Origin of the sequence: Microbispora sp. ATCC PTA-5024, from assembly GCF_000511135.2 — a bacterium.
Classification (GTDB): Bacteria; Actinomycetota; Actinomycetes; order Streptosporangiales; family Streptosporangiaceae; genus Microbispora; species Microbispora corallina.
In genome coordinates, this window is sequence record NZ_KI866522.1 from 361,546 (window position 1) to 376,489 (window position 14,944).

General features: G+C 73.2%; 19 protein-coding genes. 11 read left to right on the forward strand and 8 right to left on the reverse strand.

Annotation, left to right across the window (positions count from 1 at the left end; translation table 11 throughout):
• Positions 1–11 precede the first annotated feature (11 nt).
• Positions 12–446: a nuclear transport factor 2 family protein gene (locus tag MPTA5024_RS01640; protein ID WP_036318971.1), complete on the reverse strand. Its 435-nt coding sequence runs from the start codon at positions 444–446 to the stop codon at positions 12–14.
• A gap of 91 nt (positions 447–537) precedes the next feature.
• On the opposite strand from MPTA5024_RS01640, the gene MPTA5024_RS01645 reads away from it, so the two are divergent.
• Both MPTA5024_RS01645 and MPTA5024_RS01650 read left to right on the forward strand, forming a co-directional pair.
• Entirely contained in the window at positions 538–1,107 is a 570-nt protein-coding gene (locus MPTA5024_RS01645) for a TetR/AcrR family transcriptional regulator (RefSeq protein WP_036318973.1), read from the forward strand.
• A gap of 150 nt (positions 1,108–1,257) precedes the next feature.
• A complete protein-coding gene (locus MPTA5024_RS01650; RefSeq protein WP_051457593.1) occupies positions 1,258–2,043 on the forward strand; it encodes an ATP-binding protein in 786 nt (261 codons plus the stop codon).
• A 36-nt stretch (positions 2,044–2,079) separates the two neighbouring features.
• Here the strand turns inward: MPTA5024_RS01650 and MPTA5024_RS01655 are convergent, their stop codons facing one another.
• Entirely contained in the window at positions 2,080–2,529 is a 450-nt protein-coding gene (locus tag MPTA5024_RS01655) for a universal stress protein (RefSeq protein WP_036318975.1), read from the reverse strand.
• 173 nt (positions 2,530–2,702) lie between these two features.
• On the opposite strand from MPTA5024_RS01655, the gene MPTA5024_RS01660 reads away from it, so the two are divergent.
• From MPTA5024_RS01660 to MPTA5024_RS01675, 4 genes are all read left to right on the forward strand, one after another.
• Complete coding sequence (locus tag MPTA5024_RS01660) at positions 2,703–3,638, forward strand: ABC transporter ATP-binding protein (RefSeq protein ID WP_232326119.1); 936 nt, start codon at positions 2,703–2,705, stop codon at positions 3,636–3,638.
• Between the two features lies 1 nt (position 3,639).
• Positions 3,640–4,416, forward strand: coding sequence for an ABC transporter permease (locus MPTA5024_RS01665; RefSeq protein ID WP_036318977.1), 777 nt, complete (start codon positions 3,640–3,642; stop codon positions 4,414–4,416).
• A 2-nt stretch (positions 4,417–4,418) separates the two neighbouring features.
• Positions 4,419–5,216 carry an ABC transporter permease gene (locus tag MPTA5024_RS01670; RefSeq protein WP_036322781.1) on the forward strand — a complete coding sequence of 266 codons (798 nt, stop codon included), beginning with the start codon at positions 4,419–4,421 and terminating at the stop codon, positions 5,214–5,216.
• Between the two features lie 136 nt (positions 5,217–5,352).
• Positions 5,353–6,105 (forward strand): helix-turn-helix transcriptional regulator, encoded by a 753-nt coding sequence (locus tag MPTA5024_RS01675; RefSeq protein ID WP_036318979.1) that lies wholly within the window; start codon positions 5,353–5,355, stop codon positions 6,103–6,105.
• 30 nt (positions 6,106–6,135) lie between these two features.
• Here MPTA5024_RS01675 and MPTA5024_RS01680 read toward each other — a convergent pair whose 3' ends face one another.
• The 4 genes from MPTA5024_RS01680 to MPTA5024_RS01695 all read right to left on the reverse strand — a co-directional run bounded on the left by MPTA5024_RS01680 (position 6,136) and on the right by MPTA5024_RS01695 (position 8,198).
• Positions 6,136–6,531: a VOC family protein gene (locus MPTA5024_RS01680; protein ID WP_036322783.1), complete on the reverse strand. Its 396-nt coding sequence runs from the start codon at positions 6,529–6,531 to the stop codon at positions 6,136–6,138.
• 71 nt (positions 6,532–6,602) lie between these two features.
• Complete coding sequence (locus MPTA5024_RS01685) at positions 6,603–6,944, reverse strand: DUF952 domain-containing protein (protein WP_036318982.1); 342 nt, start codon at positions 6,942–6,944, stop codon at positions 6,603–6,605.
• Positions 6,941–7,753: a TetR/AcrR family transcriptional regulator gene (locus MPTA5024_RS01690; protein WP_051457594.1), complete on the reverse strand. Its 813-nt coding sequence runs from the start codon at positions 7,751–7,753 to the stop codon at positions 6,941–6,943. Before MPTA5024_RS01690 ends, MPTA5024_RS01685 begins: the two co-directional genes overlap by 4 nt.
• A 121-nt stretch (positions 7,754–7,874) precedes the next feature.
• Positions 7,875–8,198 carry a DMT family transporter gene (locus MPTA5024_RS01695; protein WP_036318984.1) on the reverse strand — a complete coding sequence of 108 codons (324 nt, stop codon included), beginning with the start codon at positions 8,196–8,198 and terminating at the stop codon, positions 7,875–7,877.
• Positions 8,199–8,456: 258 nt separating this feature from the next.
• Between MPTA5024_RS01695 and MPTA5024_RS01700 the strand changes: the two genes are divergently transcribed.
• The 5 genes from MPTA5024_RS01700 (at position 8,457) to MPTA5024_RS01720 (ending at position 13,269) form a co-directional block, all read left to right on the forward strand.
• Positions 8,457–8,666 (forward strand): ferredoxin, encoded by a 210-nt coding sequence (locus tag MPTA5024_RS01700; RefSeq protein ID WP_036318987.1) that lies wholly within the window; start codon positions 8,457–8,459, stop codon positions 8,664–8,666.
• A complete protein-coding gene (locus MPTA5024_RS01705) occupies positions 8,656–10,026 on the forward strand; it encodes an NAD(P)/FAD-dependent oxidoreductase (RefSeq protein WP_036318989.1) in 1,371 nt (456 codons plus the stop codon). Before MPTA5024_RS01700 ends, MPTA5024_RS01705 begins: the two co-directional genes overlap by 11 nt.
• Before the next feature lie 31 nt (positions 10,027–10,057).
• The gene (locus MPTA5024_RS01710) at positions 10,058–11,275 is read left to right on the forward strand and encodes a cytochrome P450 (protein ID WP_036318992.1); all 1,218 of its coding nucleotides are present in this window, start codon (positions 10,058–10,060) and stop codon (positions 11,273–11,275) included.
• A gap of 107 nt (positions 11,276–11,382) precedes the next feature.
• Positions 11,383–12,411, forward strand: coding sequence for a radical SAM protein (locus MPTA5024_RS01715; RefSeq protein WP_063794603.1), 1,029 nt, complete (start codon positions 11,383–11,385; stop codon positions 12,409–12,411).
• A gap of 105 nt (positions 12,412–12,516) precedes the next feature.
• Positions 12,517–13,269: a phytanoyl-CoA dioxygenase family protein gene (locus MPTA5024_RS01720; protein ID WP_036318995.1), complete on the forward strand. Its 753-nt coding sequence runs from the start codon at positions 12,517–12,519 to the stop codon at positions 13,267–13,269.
• 36 nt (positions 13,270–13,305) lie between these two features.
• On the opposite strand, the gene MPTA5024_RS01725 is transcribed toward MPTA5024_RS01720, so the two are convergent.
• Positions 13,306–14,100, reverse strand: coding sequence for a putative protein N(5)-glutamine methyltransferase (locus tag MPTA5024_RS01725; protein WP_036318997.1), 795 nt, complete (start codon positions 14,098–14,100; stop codon positions 13,306–13,308).
• Positions 14,101–14,214: 114 nt separating this feature from the next.
• A complete protein-coding gene (locus tag MPTA5024_RS01730; protein ID WP_051457595.1) occupies positions 14,215–14,943 on the reverse strand; it encodes an ArsR/SmtB family transcription factor in 729 nt (242 codons plus the stop codon).
• Position 14,944: the final 1 nt, after the last annotated feature.

Genomic DNA, 14,944 nt, shown 5'->3' on the forward strand with positions numbered 1-14,944 from the left:
GTACGTTCCTGTCACCTTCCGTCAGGTATGGCGGGCGGGTCGCCCAGGGCGGCCGCCATGGTGAGGACGTCCTGGTATTCCCGGATGTGGACCACCTTCCCGTCGCGGACGCGCAGCACGGTGACGAACGCCGCGGCGGCCCGGCGGCCGGTGGGCAGGACGGTGCCGGCGAGCGTGTACTCCGCGACGATCACCTCGGGGTCGGCGGTCTGGTGGACGACGACGTCGCGGAACTCCTCGAACCGGACGGGCAGGGCGGCGCGGGCGGGTCGCGCGAAGGCCTCGAACGCGGCGCGGCCCTCGATGCGCCGAGGACGGCCCGGTGGGCTGAACGGCCATTCGAGGACCACGTCGTCGTGCAGGTGGTCGTAGGCCATGTCGCCGGGCGCGTGGTCGAGAACGGAGCGCTGCCAGCGTTCGAACGTCTCGCGTGCGGTGGGCGTCATGCCGTCGTCCTCTCCCGGGAGTGGGCAGGGTGCCGTATAGTCGGAGTCGTGACTCCGCTTAGAAGATACGGAGTGGCTACTCCGTTTGTCAATGGCTGAGGGCCGGCCGCTGCGCGCGGACGCGCGGCGCAACCGGGCGAGGATCCTGGAGGCGGCGGAGGCCGTCTTCGCCGCCCAGGGCGTGTCGGCCTCGACCGAGGACGTGGCGCGGCGGGCGGGCGTCGGCATCGGCACGGTCTTCCGGCACTTCCCCACCAAGGAATCGCTGGTCGAGGAGGTCTTCCTCGGCCGGGTGCGCATGCTCGCGGACAAGGCGGCGGCGCTGTCGGAGGCCGACGCGGGAACGGCGTTCTTCCGCTTCTTCGCGTACGCGGTCGAGCAGGCGGCCACCCAGAGCGCGTACGCCGACGTGCTCGCGGAGGCCGCGGCGACGGGCGGCGAGGAGGGTGCCGCTCCGTCGGCGGTGGGCAGGGAGCTGGCGGCGGCCCTGGCGGAGCTGCTCGGGCGGGCGCAGCGTGCGGGAGCCGTACGGGCGGACATGGGGGTGGAGGAGCTGGTCGCCCTGCTCATCGGAGCGTCGCGGGCGGCCGAGCATGTGGGTCCGGAGGTGCGGCGGCACACGCTCGACATCGTGTTCGACGGCCTGCGTCCGCATATGTGACGGGGGCGTGAGCGGGAGAAGAAAGTTTGGGCGAATGCCTCCAACCCGGCGACCTAACTCCGTTTCATGACAGATGATCGGACGTATGTTTTCTCCTCGACCGGTGGCGCCGGCGATGTCCGGCGGATCTGACGCGGCGCTCCCCCGGGGATGCTGACCTCGCCGTTCCCCTCCGAGGACGGGCGGAGGGCGGCTCATCGGCTGTTCGGGTCGGGGGAGACGGCTCCGCGGCGGGCACGGGCCTTCGTCCGCTGCCAGCTGGGGCGGTGGGAGATGCCGCACCTGGCCGACACGGCGGAGCTGCTGGTGTCGGAGCTGGTGACCAACGCGATCCACGCCACGAACACGGCGGCCGGCCCTCCCGTCGCCTCGTCGATGTTCCCGGTGGCGCTGCGGACGGTCGCCCTGCGCCTGCGGGTCTCCCGCGGCCCGCGCCGCCTGGTCATCGAGGTGTGGGACGGCGGGGAGGGCGAGCCGGTCCCCGCGCGGGGCGGCGCGCTGGACGAGCGGGGCCGGGGCCTCGCCCTGGTGGAGAACCTGGCGGAGAGGTGGGGCCACTTCACCGCCCCGGACCGCGGCAAGATCGTGTGGTGCGAGCTGTCGGTCGGCCGCCCCGCGCCCCTCCCCTCCCCCGGCGTCCGCGATCCCGGCGAACCCGGTCCTGACAAAGCTGCTCCCGGCGAGCCTGATCCGCGCCCCGGTCCTGTAGGGCCGGCCGCCACGGACTCTGCCGCCACGGAGGCGGTTCCGGGGAACGCGGACGCCTGGCGGGTGGCGGATCCCGTCGCGGCGCGGACGACCGAAGGCGGCGAGGAGGGCGAGGCGCCGGTGGTGCTGCCGCGGCGGGTCCGCAGCCGCCCGAGAGCCGAACGGGCCGAGGGCCCGGACGCGGCGACGCTGCTGCGCGTGCTGGAGGGCCTGCGCGCGCTCGAGTGACGCCCTCCGCCGTACGGGTCGGGCCGGGGGAACGCGTCAGGGGACGACGGTGACCGGCCACCGGCCGGCGCGCACCAGCCGTACCGCGACCGAGCCGATGAAGCGGTGGCCCGCCTGCGCGGAGGCGCCGACCACGACGGCGTCGGCCCGCAACTCGTCGGCCACCCGGGTCAGGACGGCCGAGGGCTCCCCCTGCTCGGTGCGGAAGGCGTACGGCACGTGGGTGTCGGACTCGGCGGCGAACCGCTCCACCCTCTCCCGCAGCTCGGCGGCGTACTCCTCGCCCGCCTCGATGGCCGACACGGTGGCGGCCGGCAGGAGAGTGGTCACCGCGCCGAGGCCGGTGACGTGCACGAGGACGACCTTGGAGCCCTGCCTGCGGGCCAGCCCCCAGGCGTACGCGGTGGCGCGTAGGGAGGTGTCGGAGCCGTCGATGCCCACGACGATCACTTGGGGACCGTCGGTGCCGATCTCGAAGGCGCTCATGTCTGTGAGCCTACGACCACCGGGTTCGGCCGTCGTCACGTCCCGGGAGGTGAGGGCGGCGCGCCTGGCCGGGGATGGCCGGTGCGCCCGGGCGCGGGAGAGAGGGCCGGACGGACGGGGAGTCCGATAACCAGTTGCGGAATTGTCGGGGGCGTTCGTTAGGGTCTCGGTTCGTGGCTGACCAACCCATGATCTTCGCTCGCGGCCTGGTCAAACGTTTCGGGGACTTCACCGCCGTCGACGGGATCGACCTGGAGGTGGCGCCGGGCGAGGCCTTCGGCTTCCTGGGGCCCAACGGGGCCGGGAAGTCCTCGACCATGCGCATGATCGGGTGCGTGTCCGTGCCCACGGCCGGTGAGCTGAGGATCCTGGGCATGGATCCCGTGCGGGACGGCACCCGTATCAGGGCGCGGCTCGGGGTGTGCCCCCAGCTGGACAACCTGGATCCGGACCTGACCGTCCGGGAGAACCTGACGACCTACGCGCGCTACTTCGGGCTGTCGCGGGCGGAAAGCCGCAGGCGGGCCGACGAGCTGCTGGAGTTCGTGCAGCTGAGCGACCGGGCGGGCGGCAAGGTGGAGCCGCTGTCGGGCGGGATGAAGCGGCGGCTGACGATCGCGCGGGCGATGGTGAACGAACCCGACGTCGTGCTGCTCGACGAGCCGACCACCGGTCTCGACCCGCAGGCGCGTCACCTGCTGTGGGAGCGGCTGTTCCGGCTCAAGCAGCGCGGCACCACCCTCGTGCTGACCACGCACTACATGGACGAGGCCGAGCAGCTGTGCGACCGCCTCGTGGTCATGGACGGCGGGCGGATCGTCGCCGAGGGGTCGCCCCGCGCGCTCATCGAGACCTACTCCACCCCCGAGGTGCTGGAGCTGCGCTTCCCGGACGGGCTCGACGCCAATCCGCAGTACGCGGCCAGGCTCGATGGGGTCGGCAAGCGGGTCGACCCGCTGCCCGACCGCGTGCTCGTGTACGTCGAGGACGGCGACGTGGCGCTCGCCGAGGCGCACCGGCGGGGGCTGACGCCGTCCAGCGCGCTGGTGCGCCGCTCGACGCTGGAGGACGTGTTCCTGCACCTGACCGGCCGGACGTTGGTGGACTGACATGGTGGTGGCGGGAGGCTCGCTGCACCCCACGCTGGCGGTGCTGGGGCGGCATCTGACCTTGTACCGGCGTCTGTGGCAGGCGTCGGTGTTCTCCTCGTTCGTCCTGCCGGTGCTGTTCCTGCTGAGCATCGGGATCGGGGTCGGCGGCTACGTCGGCACGGTGCAGGGGGTCGACTACCTGTCGTGGATCGTGCCGGGGGTGCTGGCGTCCACGGCGTTCCAGCTGGCGATGGGTGAGTCCACCTACTCGGTGCTGGGCGACTTCAAGTGGGTGCGCGGCTACCATGCGATGCGGGCGACGCCGGTGCAGCCGGTGGACATGGTGCGCGGCCACCTGCTCTACCTGATCTTCCGGGTGGAGGCGTCGGTCCTGGCGTTCCTGCTTGTGGTGGTGTTCTTCGGCGGGCTGCACTCGCCGTGGGCGCTGGTGACGCCGCTGGTGTGCGCGCTGCTGACCGCGGCGACGGCCGCGCCGGTGATGGCGTTCGCCGCCCGGATCGACCACGACAGCTACTTCGCGATGCTGTTCCGTTTCGTGCTGATCCCTTCGACGCTGTTCGCCGGGGTGTTCTTCCCGGTGGAGCAGCTCACGTTCGGGCTGCGCCTGCTGGCGTACGCGTCCCCGTTGTGGCACGCGGTCGAGCTGTGCCGGGCGGCGACCCTCGGCCGCTCCCCCGCCTGGCCGGTTCCCGTGCACGTCGGCTACCTGCTGCTGTGGGCCGCCCTCGGGCTGTTCCTCGCGGTGCGGTCCTTCCGCCGGAGGCTCGAAGACTGATGATGACGACACTCGTGGTCTCCCGGGTCTCCCCTAATCGGGTCGGCGCCGTGGTCAACCGTAACGTGGGGGCGCTGCGCTCGGGGCCCGCGTACTGGATCGTGCTGGCGTCGGGGTTCTTCGAGCCGCTGCTGTACCTGCTGTCGATCGGCGTCGGGGTCGGCGCCCTGGTCGGGAACCTCACGGTCGGCGGCCGGACGATGGAGTACGCCTCGTTCGTGGCCCCGGCCATGCTCGCGGTGTCGGCCATGTCGGGCGCGCTGTCGGAGACGACGTTCAACTTCTTCTTCAAGCTGAAGTACATGAAGACGTTCGAGGCGGTGCTGGCGACGCCGGTGCGGCCCATCGAGATCGCGGCCGGCGAGCTGATCTGGGCGATCGTCCGCGGCTCGGTCTACACGGCGATCTTCCTGGTCGTGATGGTGGCGCTCGGACTGACGTCGCCTGGGTGGGCGCTGGCGGCGTTCCCGGCGACCGTGCTGGTGGGTCTCGGCTTCGGCGGCGTCGGCATGGCGATCAGCACGCTGATGCGCGGCTGGCAGGACTTCGACCTGCTCAGCACCGGCCAGTTCGCGTTGTTCCTGTTCTCCGGGACGTTCTCCCCCGTGCAGAACTACCCGGCCGGGCTGGAGATCCTCATCCAGGTGACGCCGCTGTACCACGCGGTCGAGCTGGTGCGCGGCCTGTGCATCGGAGTGGTCGAGCCGTCGATGCTCGTCCACGTGGCGTACCTGGCCGCGATGGCGGTGGGCGGGCTCTGGTTCGCGGCCCGCCGCCTGCAGAAGACCCTCTGCGAGTGACGGCCGTCCCGGTCCCACGCCCACCGCATACCCACCGCATGCCCGGTGGCACGGGCACGCCGCCCCACGCACCGCCGGCCGGCACATGCCTGGCGCACGCCCGGTGGCACGAAGCGAGGGGAGCATACTGCGAGACATGTACGAGGAGCGGACCTCGCGGGTGCCCGGGGCGGTGGTGTGGCGGCGCGCCTCCGACATGGCAGCCATCCCCGGCGCCGCCGAGTCGGCAGCCACCTCCGGCACCGCCGGGGACGCCCGGGTGCTGCCCGACGGCTGCATGGATCTGATCTGGGTCTCCGGCGAGCTGCTCGTGGCCGGGCCCGACACCGTGGCTCATCTCGTCCCCCACCAGCCGGACGTGCGGTATGTCGGTTTGCGTTTCGCGCCCGGGACCGCGCCGGCGCTTCTCGGCGTGCCGGCGGTCGAGCTGCGTGACCGGCGGGTGCCCCTCGACGAGCTGTGGCCGTCGGCGGAGGCGCGGCGGCTGCGGGAGCGGGCCGGCGAGGCGGCCGATCCCGCCGCCGCGCTGGAGGACGCCGTCCTTCCGCGCCTCGCCACCGGCGGCCGCGGCAGCGGCGTCACGGGTGGGCCGGCCCTCGTGGACGCGGTCATGGCCGGAGTGCGGGACGGCCGGTCGGTGCGGGAGACGGCGGCGGACGCCGGGCTGAGCGAGCGGCACCTCCACCGGCGGTGCCTCGACGCGTTCGGGTACGGGCCGAGGACACTCGGCCGGATCCTGCGGCTGAACCGCGCCCTCGACCTCGCTCGCGGCGGCACGCCCTTCGCGGACGTGGCCGCCGTCGCCGGGTACGCGGATCAGGCCCATCTGTCCCGTGAGGTCAGGTCGCTGACCGGTGTTCCGCTCTCGGTCCTCCTCGCCGCTTCCTGACCCGGACGGGCGGGCCGGCGGGCCGGGTTTTCAGGAGGGCAGCGGGGCGAACAGGTCGACGCCGTTGCCGTCGGGATCGTGGAGGACGGCGTAGCGCTGGCCCCAGAACGCGTCCCACGGTTCGTGGTGGCCGTCGTACCCCGCCTCCACCAGGGAGGCGTAGAGGCGGTCGACGTCCTGCGGGCTGTCGCACCGGAAGGCGAGGCCCACCCGGGCGCTGCCGGTGGGCGGGGTCCACGCGGGGTCGAAGCTGTGGATGGTCTCGATGGTGTCCCAGGACAGCCGCAGACCGCCGGGCAGCCCGGCCTCGACGTGCGGCTCGGTGTCGGCCTCGGCGGGGATGTCCAGGCCGAGGCGGCGGTAGAACGCGAGGGATTTCGCCATGTCGGTCACGATCAGTCCGATGACGGAGAACTCGATAGCCATGCCCGCCACCGTAGGGCCCTCCGTTGGAACGCGTCTTGAACGTATCGGACACGCCGCGCCCGCGTACCGGGTCACTCGGCGATGTCGGGGATGTCCTCGACGGCGAAGGGGGTGACGGTCACGACGGCGGCGACGGGGATCGGGCCGTAGATGTGCGGGAACGCCTCGCTCATGCCGTCCGGCACCTCGAACCTGACCGGCGCGCCGAGCCGGTCGACGTCGACGTGCAGCAGGACGAGGGGCTCGGCGACGTCGCGGTAGAAGCGACGGGCGACGCCGAAGGCCTGCTCGAGGTCGGCGGAGGCGTGGATGAAGCCCTCCTCCTCCAGGGTCCGGCCCAGCGTGGACACCCGGTACTCGCCGGCCCGGACGGCCGCGGCCCAGTCGCCGGCGAGGGCGAGATGGAAGATCATGGGTCGAGCCTACGGCCCGGCCGGATGGAGGCGAGCGCGCGGGCCACCACGTCGCGGGCGCGTTCACGCGACTCGGGGCGGGCCTCCACCACGTCCTCCAGCCACAGGCCGGACAGCAGAGTGGTCACGAAGCGGACCTCGGAACGGCCGCTGGGGTAGCCCGCCCGTTCGAGCACGTGCTCGACGATGTCGTCGCACCCGTCGGTCCAGGCGCGCGCGATGCTCTGCAGCGCGGGGTCGCGGCCGGCCTGCAGGTAGAGCTCCCACAGGCCGAGCTGGCGTGGCCGGTCGAAGGCGTACGCCTCGGCGAGGACGTCGGCCAGCGCGTCGAGCGGCCCGGGCGGCAGCGTCCCCAGGGAGGCGCGCATCTGGGTGAGCTCCCGCTCGACGAGCAGCGCGAACGCCTGGGCCAGCAGGTCGTCGCGGCAGGAGAAGTAGTAGGAGGTGGCGGCGAGCGGCAGCCCGGCCCGCTGGGCGACCGCGCGGTGGGTGACGGCCGCGAAGCCGCCCTCCCCCAGGAGGTCGACGGCGGCGTCCAGCAGGGCCTCGCGGCGGCGCACCGCCCGTTCCTGCGTCCGTCGCCGGGCGACCGGCTCGCGCTCGGCGTCCCCGGCGGGCCGCGAGGCCGCCCCCGCACGCTCCTGCGACACCGGCTGCGTGGCCGGGGGCGGGGCCGGCTGCGACACCGGGGGCTTGACCGAGGCCGGCTGCGGGGCCGGGGCCGGCTGCGACACCGCTTGCCTGACCGGGGGCGTGAGCTGGGTGGTCCGGTGCTGGTCCGGCACGACCTGGTCCTCCGCTCCGTCCATGTGCGCGTCACCCCTGCCCGGTACGGCCGAGTGGCTGGCCGCCGCCCGGCTCTGACCGCCCGGCGGTTTGCCCCACCTTCGGGTCAAACGGCGCCGAGGTCAAACGATCACCGTTCACCGTTCAGTGGGAGCCGGCCAGATTGAGGACGACGACCCCGCAGATGATCAGGACGATGCCGGCGGCCTTCGTGATGTTCATGCTCTCGCCGAGGAACACCGTGCCGATCATGGCGATGGCGGCCGTGCCTATGCCCGCCCAGACCGCGTACGCGATGCCGACGGGCATCTTCAGCTTGAGAGCCCAGGCGAGCAGGACGAACGAGGCGATGTACCCGATGGCGACGACGACGGTCCAGCCCAGGCGGCTGAGGCCGTCGCTCAGCTTGAGGGCGGAGGTGGCCATGACCTCGGAGGCGATCGCGGCGACGAGCAGGAGCCAGGCCATGGGGACCTCCCGTTAAGCGGTACGCTCGTCCCACTTTAGATGGCTCCCCTGCGTCCGGCGAGGGGACCCCCGACCAGGCGCTCCAGGATCGTGGCAGCTCACTCGGGAGGTCGTGCCGCCATCCACACTCCCGTGCTCATGGACAATGAGCCGCCCGAGTCCTGGCACTGGAGCAGCGAAAGTCCTATTTATTCCTTAATGTTCGCTTCTTCCCTATCTGGAAATGAGCAGAGGTAAGGCGAGGGAGGGAGGGGTGGGATGCGGATCGTTGTGGACCTCACCCGCTGCCAGGGCTATGCGCAGTGCGTGTTCCTCGCGCCGCAGGTGTTCCACCTGCATGGGGAGGAGGCGCTGCTGTATGACCCGGCCGTTCCCGACGATCAGTTGGAGCGCGTGCGCCAGGCCGCGGCGGCCTGCCCGGTCCAGGCCATCCTCCTCGGCGAGGAGGTGAGCGCGGGTGGCCGGTGACCTGCGGGAGGGCCGGATTGTCATCGTCGGCGCGTCGCTGGCCGGGCTGCGGGCCGCCGAGGCGCTGCGCGAGGAGGGTTTCACCGGCTCGCTGACCGTGGTGGGGGATGAGCCCTATCCGCCCTATGACAGGCCGCCGCTGTCCAAACAGGTGCTGCTTGGCCTGGCGGCGGCGGACGCCACCGGGCTGCCGATGAGGCGCGACCCGGACGCCCACTGGCGGCTCGGGGTGCGGGCCACCGGTCTGGATCCCCTCGGAAAACGGGTGACGCTGGCCGACGGCGAGTCGCTGCCCTTCGACCGGCTGCTGATCGCGACCGGGACCCGGGCGCGGCCCTGGCCCAACCCGGAGGAGGCCGCTCTTGACGGGGTGTTCACCCTGCGCACCTGCGTTGACGCCGGACAGCTGGCCGAGCGGCTGGCCGCCCCGCCGCGGCGGGTGCTGGTGATCGGCGGCGGCTTCACCGGCTCGGAGATCGCCTCGGCCTGCCGGGAACGGGGCCTGGAGGTCACAGTCACCGAACGCGGGCCCGCACCCCTGGTGGGCGCGCTCGGCGGCACCTTGTCGAAGCTCGCCGCTGGAATGCAGCGAAACCACGGCGTGGACCTGCGCTGCGGGGCGACGGTCACCGCCCTGCGCGGAGACGCGAACGGCCGGTTCACGGGTGCGGACCTGTCCGACGGCAGCCACCTCGACGCGGACGTGTGCGTCGTCGCGCTGGGGGCGGTCCGCAACGTCGAATGGCTGGCCGACTCCGGGCTGGCAGCGGGCCCGCGCGGGATCGCCTGCGACGCCGGGTGCCGGGCCTTCGACATGTACGGGATCGTCACCGACGACGTCTTCGTCGCCGGTGACGTTTCCCGCTTCCCTCATCCGCTGTTCGAGTACCAGATGCTCTCGTTGGAGCACTGGGGCAACGCGGTCGCACAGGCCGAGGTGGCGGCCTACAACATGGTCAATCCGGGGCCGCTGCGGCGTCCCCACCTTGCGCTGCCGACGTTCTGGTCGAGCCAGTTCGGGCTCAACATCAAGTCGGTGGGCGTCCCCGCCTTCTCCGACCAGATCGTCCTTGCGCAGGGCTCGCTGGAGGAGCGCCGTCTGGCTGTGGTGTACGGCTACCGAGGCCGGGTCACCGCCGCGGTAACCGTCAACATGGCCAAGTCGCTCGAGTACTACCAGCACCTGATCGAGACCGCCGCCCCGTTCCCGCCGGCGCCCGGCGCGGCGGACCGTCCGGCCGCAGCCGAGCTCACGCTTCCCTCCGATGTGCCGGATCCGAAGGGCCTTTCGCACAGTCCCACCGTCGCGCTCACCGGTCACCTTCCCGACCGCCGGCTGACCGTGGTGCGGCCTGACTGACCCTTCCGCCCGTCCACGAGGAGCCGAGACCATGACTGCCGACACCCTGCTGAGACAGATCACCGACTACGCCAACCGCCCCAACCCCTACCCCCTGTACGCGGAACTGCGCGAAGCCGGTCCCGTGGTGCGGCAGGCAGACGGCAGCTACCTCATCGGCACCTACCACGAGATCACCGCCCTGCTCCACGACCCGCGGATCAGCGCCGATCCCCGCAGCCGTCCGACTGCACCCGTCGACCTGCCTGAGGAGGCGCCGCAACCTCCCTTCCTGCGGCTCGACGACCCCGAGCACCACAGGCTGCGCACCCTGTGCATGCGACCGTTCGGCCCCCCGCACAGCCCCGCCCGGATCGATGCCATGCGCGCCCAGATCACCGAACTCACCGAAGAACTGATCGAAGGGCGCCAAGACCGCACCCGGATCGACATCGTCGACGACTTCGCCTACCCGCTGCCCGTCACGGTGATCTGCCGGCTGCTCGGCGTCCCGCGCGAAGACGAGCCGCTGTTCCGGCAATGGTCCGACGCGATCGTCGCCTCCGCCGACGTCACACCCGAGGAGGACACCACCGAGCGAGACAGGGCCGGCCGGCAGGCCCGGATCGAGATGGGCCGGTACCTGGTGGACCTTGCCGAGCAGCGTCGCGGCCATCCCGGTGACGACATGCTGTCCGCCTTCATCAACGAACCGGACCCGGCCATGCGGCTCACCCGCGAGGAACTGGCGGAAACCGCCGTCCTGCTGCTCATCGCCGGACACGAGACCACGGTCAACCTGATCACCAACGGGGTCCTCACGCTGCTGCGCCACCCCGATCAGCTCGACCGGCTCCGCCGCGACCCCGGCCTGCTGCCCGGAGCGGTGGAGGAACTGCTGCGCTACGAGCCCCCGGTGCACATGCGCGAGCGCACCCCCCTCGCCGACGTCGACGTCGCCGGCTTCCGTATCCCCAAAGGCGCGCCCCTGGTGCTCGTGCTCGCCTCAGGCAATCGCGACCCCAAACGGTTCCACGAGCCTGACCGGTTCGACCCCACCCGCCCGGACAACCAGCATCTCGGCTTCGGCAGCGGCATACACCTGTGCTTCGGCGCACCGCTCGCACGGATCGAAGCCCACACCGCACTCGGCGCGCTGATCCCCCTCCTCGGCACCGCAACCTTGGCCCAGGACCCGCCCCCCTACCGTCGCAACGCCATGCTGCGCGGACCCCGCCATCTCCCCATCGAGGTGCAACCACTCGCCTGACCATCGGCGCGAGCCGGCTGCCGATCCCACGTCCGACGCGCTTCGGCGGCCGCGGAAACGGCGGGGACACTTGGCGTAGGGGTCGAATGCGTGTTCTACTGATCTCCATGCGTCGCGACGCGTCCCCCGGCCCGGCGGCCGGTCCCCTGGTGCGGCCTGCGCAGCAGCAGGCGCTGCTCGACCAGAGCCCCACCCGCCCGCGGATCGAACGGCAGGCGGTCACCCGGGTGTTCGACGGCATCACCTGCTACGAGGTGCCCGCCCGCACGGCGATCGACCGCGTCCCCGAGGCCGCCGAGCTGCCGTTCCGCTGGGCGGCGAGCCCCTACCGCGGGTGCGAGTCCGGCTGCCGATACTGCGCGGGCCGCCGGGGCCACCGCTACCTCGGCCTCGACCCTGCCGAAGACTTCGCGACGAACATCGTGGTGAAGACCACCCTGGCCGACCGGCTGCGCCGTGAGCTGGCCTCTCCCCGGTGGGCGGGCGAGCCGGTCGCGCTCGGAGTGGCCGGCGACTGCTACCAGCCGGCCGAGGAGACCTACCGGCTGATGCCGGGGGTGATCCGGGCGCTGGCCGACGCGGCCAACCCGTTCACCGTGCTCACCAAGAGCCCGCTCGTCCTGCGCGACCTCGACCTGTTACGCGACGCCGCCAAGGTGACCGAGGTCGGGGTCCTGGTCTCGGTGGGCTTCGTGGACGACCGCGTACGGCGGGCGGTCGAGCCGGGGGCCGCGAGCCCGCAGCGGCGCCTGGAGATGTGCGCCGCCCTCAACGACGGCGGGATCCCCTGCGGGGTGCTGATGGCCCCGATCCTGCCGCTGATCACCGACTCGGCCGACCACCTACAGGCGACGGTCCGCCGGGCCGCCGAGGCGGGCGCGGTCAGCGTCACGCCCGTCGTGCTGCGGCTGCCCTCGGGGGCCCGCGAGACGTACCTGGCCTGGCTGGAGCGGGAGCACCCGGGCCTGGTCCCCCGCTATCAGGCGCTGTACGGCAAAGGGCAGGTGGCCGAGGAGGGCTACCGGCGCCGGGTGGCCGAGCAGGTGCGGGGGCTGGCCGAGGCGTACGGCATCGGGCGCTCGGCCCGCCGCTGGCGCCGCCGCCGCACGCCCACCCGCCAGCTCGCCCTGGTCTGAACCCACCCGTCGGGGACGAACGCGCGTCGCGCCTACCGCCGGACGCGGCCGAGGGGACGGAAAACCGGTCGACCCGCGGGAGAGCCGGCCGGTAGCGTCCCCGGCGTGAACGTCCTCAGCGATGCCGACCTCGACCGTTTCGTCGCCGAGGGGTACCTCAAGCTCGAGGAGGCCTTCCCCCGCGCCGTCGGCGACCGCATCCGCAGTTCCCTGTGGGAGCGGATCGGGCTGTCCCCCGATCGGCCCGAGGAGTGGACGCGCCCCGTGGTCTGGACCCTCGACGACACCGGGGAGGGCCCGTTCGGCGAGGCCATGGGCAGCCCCCGGCTGGCGGCCGCGCTGGACCGGATCGCCGGCGGCTGGATCCCGCGCGGCGCCCCCGGCATGACGCCCGTACGCTTCCCCCACCCCGGCGACTCCGGCGACACCGGCTGGCACATCGACCAGAACGACCCCGGCCCCGAGGGCCGCTGGGGCGTCGTCACCGCCCGGCCGCACACGCTGCTCCTGCTGTTCCTGTACTCCGAGGTCGGGCCCGACGACGCCCCCACCCGCATCCGCGTCGGGTCCCACCTCGACGCCGCCCGCGTGCTGGAGCCGTACGGCGAGAAGGGCCTGGAGTTCTTCGCCTCCGGGCCGATCCTGGACGAGGCCAGCGCCCACCGCCCCCTCGCGTACGCCACCGGGCTTCCGGGTGACGCGTTCCTGTGCCACCCGTTCCTGGTCCACGCCGCCCAGCGGCACCGGGGGACCCGGCCGCGGTTCATGTCCCAGATGCCGATCTTCCTGTCCCGGCCGCTGACCGCGGAGGACCCGACGCCGCTCGGCCGCGCCGTACGCGCTGCGTTGAACGGCTGACGGCGCCGGGCCCCTCGGGCGTCTGAGAGCCAGGTCTCACGACCTGGCGAGCGTCCCGGCCACCACGGTGGCGTTCAGTTCGCCGGAACAGGCCAGGCGCGCCACCAGCCCCGCGGCCGCGACGGCCTCCAGGGCGTCCGGCGCCTGGCGCTCGCTCGTCTCCAGCAGCAGGCTGCCGCCGGGGGCCAGCCACGCAGGGGCTTCGGCGATCACCCGCCGCACCACGGCCAGGCCGTCCGACCCGCCGTCGAGCGCGACGTGCGGCTCGTGCTCGCGGGCCTCGGCCGGCAGCAGCCGGATCTCCCCCGTCGGCACGTACGGCGCGCAGGCGACCACCACGCCGGCCCGTCCCCGCAGGCCGGCGGGCAGCGGCGCGTACAGGTCGCCCTCGTGGACGCGGCCGCCCAGCGCGGCCAGGTTGCGGCGGGCGCAGCGGACGGCGGCGGGGTCCACGTCGACCGCGTGAAGCTCGACCCCTCCGACGGCGGCGGCGATCGCCGCGCCGATCGCGCCGGTCCCGCAGCACAGGTCGACGACGACGGCCCCGGGCCGGGCGAGGGCGGCCGCCTCGGCGACCAGGAACTCGGTGCGGCGGCGGGGGACGAACACCCCGGGATCCACGCTCACGCGCAGGCCGCGGAACTCGGCCCAGCCGAGGACCTGTTCGAGCGGCAGGCCGGCGGCCCGCCGTTCCACCATGGCGGCGACGTCATCGGGGGTGCGTGCGGTGGAGACGATGAGTTCGGCCTCGTCCTCGGCGAACACGCAGCCCGCGGCGCGGAGCCTGTCGACGACGGCGGTGAGGGGACGTGGGGATGGGGAAAGCGACATGAGAGCCTTTCGGAAACGCCGAAGGATGCTCTCCCGGTCCCCTATGCCTGGAGGACCGTGCGGTCGTGAGAGGAGAGCACCCGACCTGCCGAAGCGGTAATGGGTCTCACCTCCCTAGGCCGACGCGTCCGGACCCGCGTCCGGCGACGGCAACAGTACCAGCGACCGGAAAAGGCCGTCGCCGTCGGGGGTGACCTCCAGCGCGCGGGTGCCCTCCCGCCGCCGCAGCAGGCCCCGCTCCAGCAGCCCGTCGAGCAGCGCGTCGCCCAGGACGCCGCCCAGGTGGGGGCGGTTCTCGCTCCAGTCGAGACAGGGGTAGGCGAGGCGGCGCCGTCCCGCGGCGAGGCCGCCCAGGTCCACGCCCAGTCGGGCGAAGGCGTCCGGAGCCGCGGCCAGCACCTCGACCCGGTCGCCGGCGGCGGCGATCGCGCCCGCGGCGGCGAGGTGGTCGAACACGGCCACCCCGAGCCGGCCGGCGAGGTGGCCGTAGCAGGCGCGGGCCAGCGTGATGGGCGACAGCGGCGCCTCCACCGGCTCCGGCGCCGTCTCCTCCCCCGCGGTCAGCGTGCGCAGGGCCGCGAGGACCCGCCGCACGCCCTCTCCGCGCAGCGCGTAGACGGCCTGCCGGCTCTGGCGGGTGACCGAGACGAGCCCCGCCTCGCGGAGGACGGCCAGGTGGTTGCTGAGCCGCGACCCGGACACGCCGAGCGAGACGGCCAGCTCCGACGCCGTACGGGGACCGGTGGCCAGCAGGTCGAGCGCGGCCAGGCGCAGCGGGTCGGCCAGCCCCTGCGCGCGGGCGGCCATCTCCTCCGCGGTCGGGCCGCGGCCCGTGTGCGCCACA

Bases quoted from the DNA above. Each gene is read 5' to 3' on its own strand.
- MPTA5024_RS01640 (WP_036318971.1), bottom strand. From the start codon at position 446: ATGACGCCCACCGCACGCGAGACGTTCGAACGCTGGCAGCGCTCCGTT.
- MPTA5024_RS01645 (WP_036318973.1), top strand. From the start codon at position 538: ATGGCTGAGGGCCGGCCGCTGCGCGCGGACGCGCGGCGCAACCGGGCG.
- MPTA5024_RS01650 (WP_051457593.1), top strand. From the start codon at position 1,258: ATGCTGACCTCGCCGTTCCCCTCCGAGGACGGGCGGAGGGCGGCTCAT.
- MPTA5024_RS01655 (WP_036318975.1), bottom strand. From the start codon at position 2,529: ATGAGCGCCTTCGAGATCGGCACCGACGGTCCCCAAGTGATCGTCGTG.
- MPTA5024_RS01665 (WP_036318977.1), top strand. From the start codon at position 3,640: ATGGTGGTGGCGGGAGGCTCGCTGCACCCCACGCTGGCGGTGCTGGGG.
- MPTA5024_RS01670 (WP_036322781.1), top strand. From the start codon at position 4,419: ATGACGACACTCGTGGTCTCCCGGGTCTCCCCTAATCGGGTCGGCGCC.
- MPTA5024_RS01675 (WP_036318979.1), top strand. From the start codon at position 5,353: ATGTACGAGGAGCGGACCTCGCGGGTGCCCGGGGCGGTGGTGTGGCGG.
- MPTA5024_RS01680 (WP_036322783.1), bottom strand. From the start codon at position 6,531: ATGGCTATCGAGTTCTCCGTCATCGGACTGATCGTGACCGACATGGCG.
- MPTA5024_RS01685 (WP_036318982.1), bottom strand. From the start codon at position 6,944: ATGATCTTCCATCTCGCCCTCGCCGGCGACTGGGCCGCGGCCGTCCGG.
- MPTA5024_RS01690 (WP_051457594.1), bottom strand. From the start codon at position 7,753: ATGGACGGAGCGGAGGACCAGGTCGTGCCGGACCAGCACCGGACCACC.
- MPTA5024_RS01695 (WP_036318984.1), bottom strand. From the start codon at position 8,198: ATGGCCTGGCTCCTGCTCGTCGCCGCGATCGCCTCCGAGGTCATGGCC.
- MPTA5024_RS01700 (WP_036318987.1), top strand. From the start codon at position 8,457: ATGCGGATCGTTGTGGACCTCACCCGCTGCCAGGGCTATGCGCAGTGC.
- MPTA5024_RS01710 (WP_036318992.1), top strand. From the start codon at position 10,058: ATGACTGCCGACACCCTGCTGAGACAGATCACCGACTACGCCAACCGC.
- MPTA5024_RS01715 (WP_063794603.1), top strand. From the start codon at position 11,383: ATGCGTCGCGACGCGTCCCCCGGCCCGGCGGCCGGTCCCCTGGTGCGG.
- MPTA5024_RS01725 (WP_036318997.1), bottom strand. From the start codon at position 14,100: ATGTCGCTTTCCCCATCCCCACGTCCCCTCACCGCCGTCGTCGACAGG.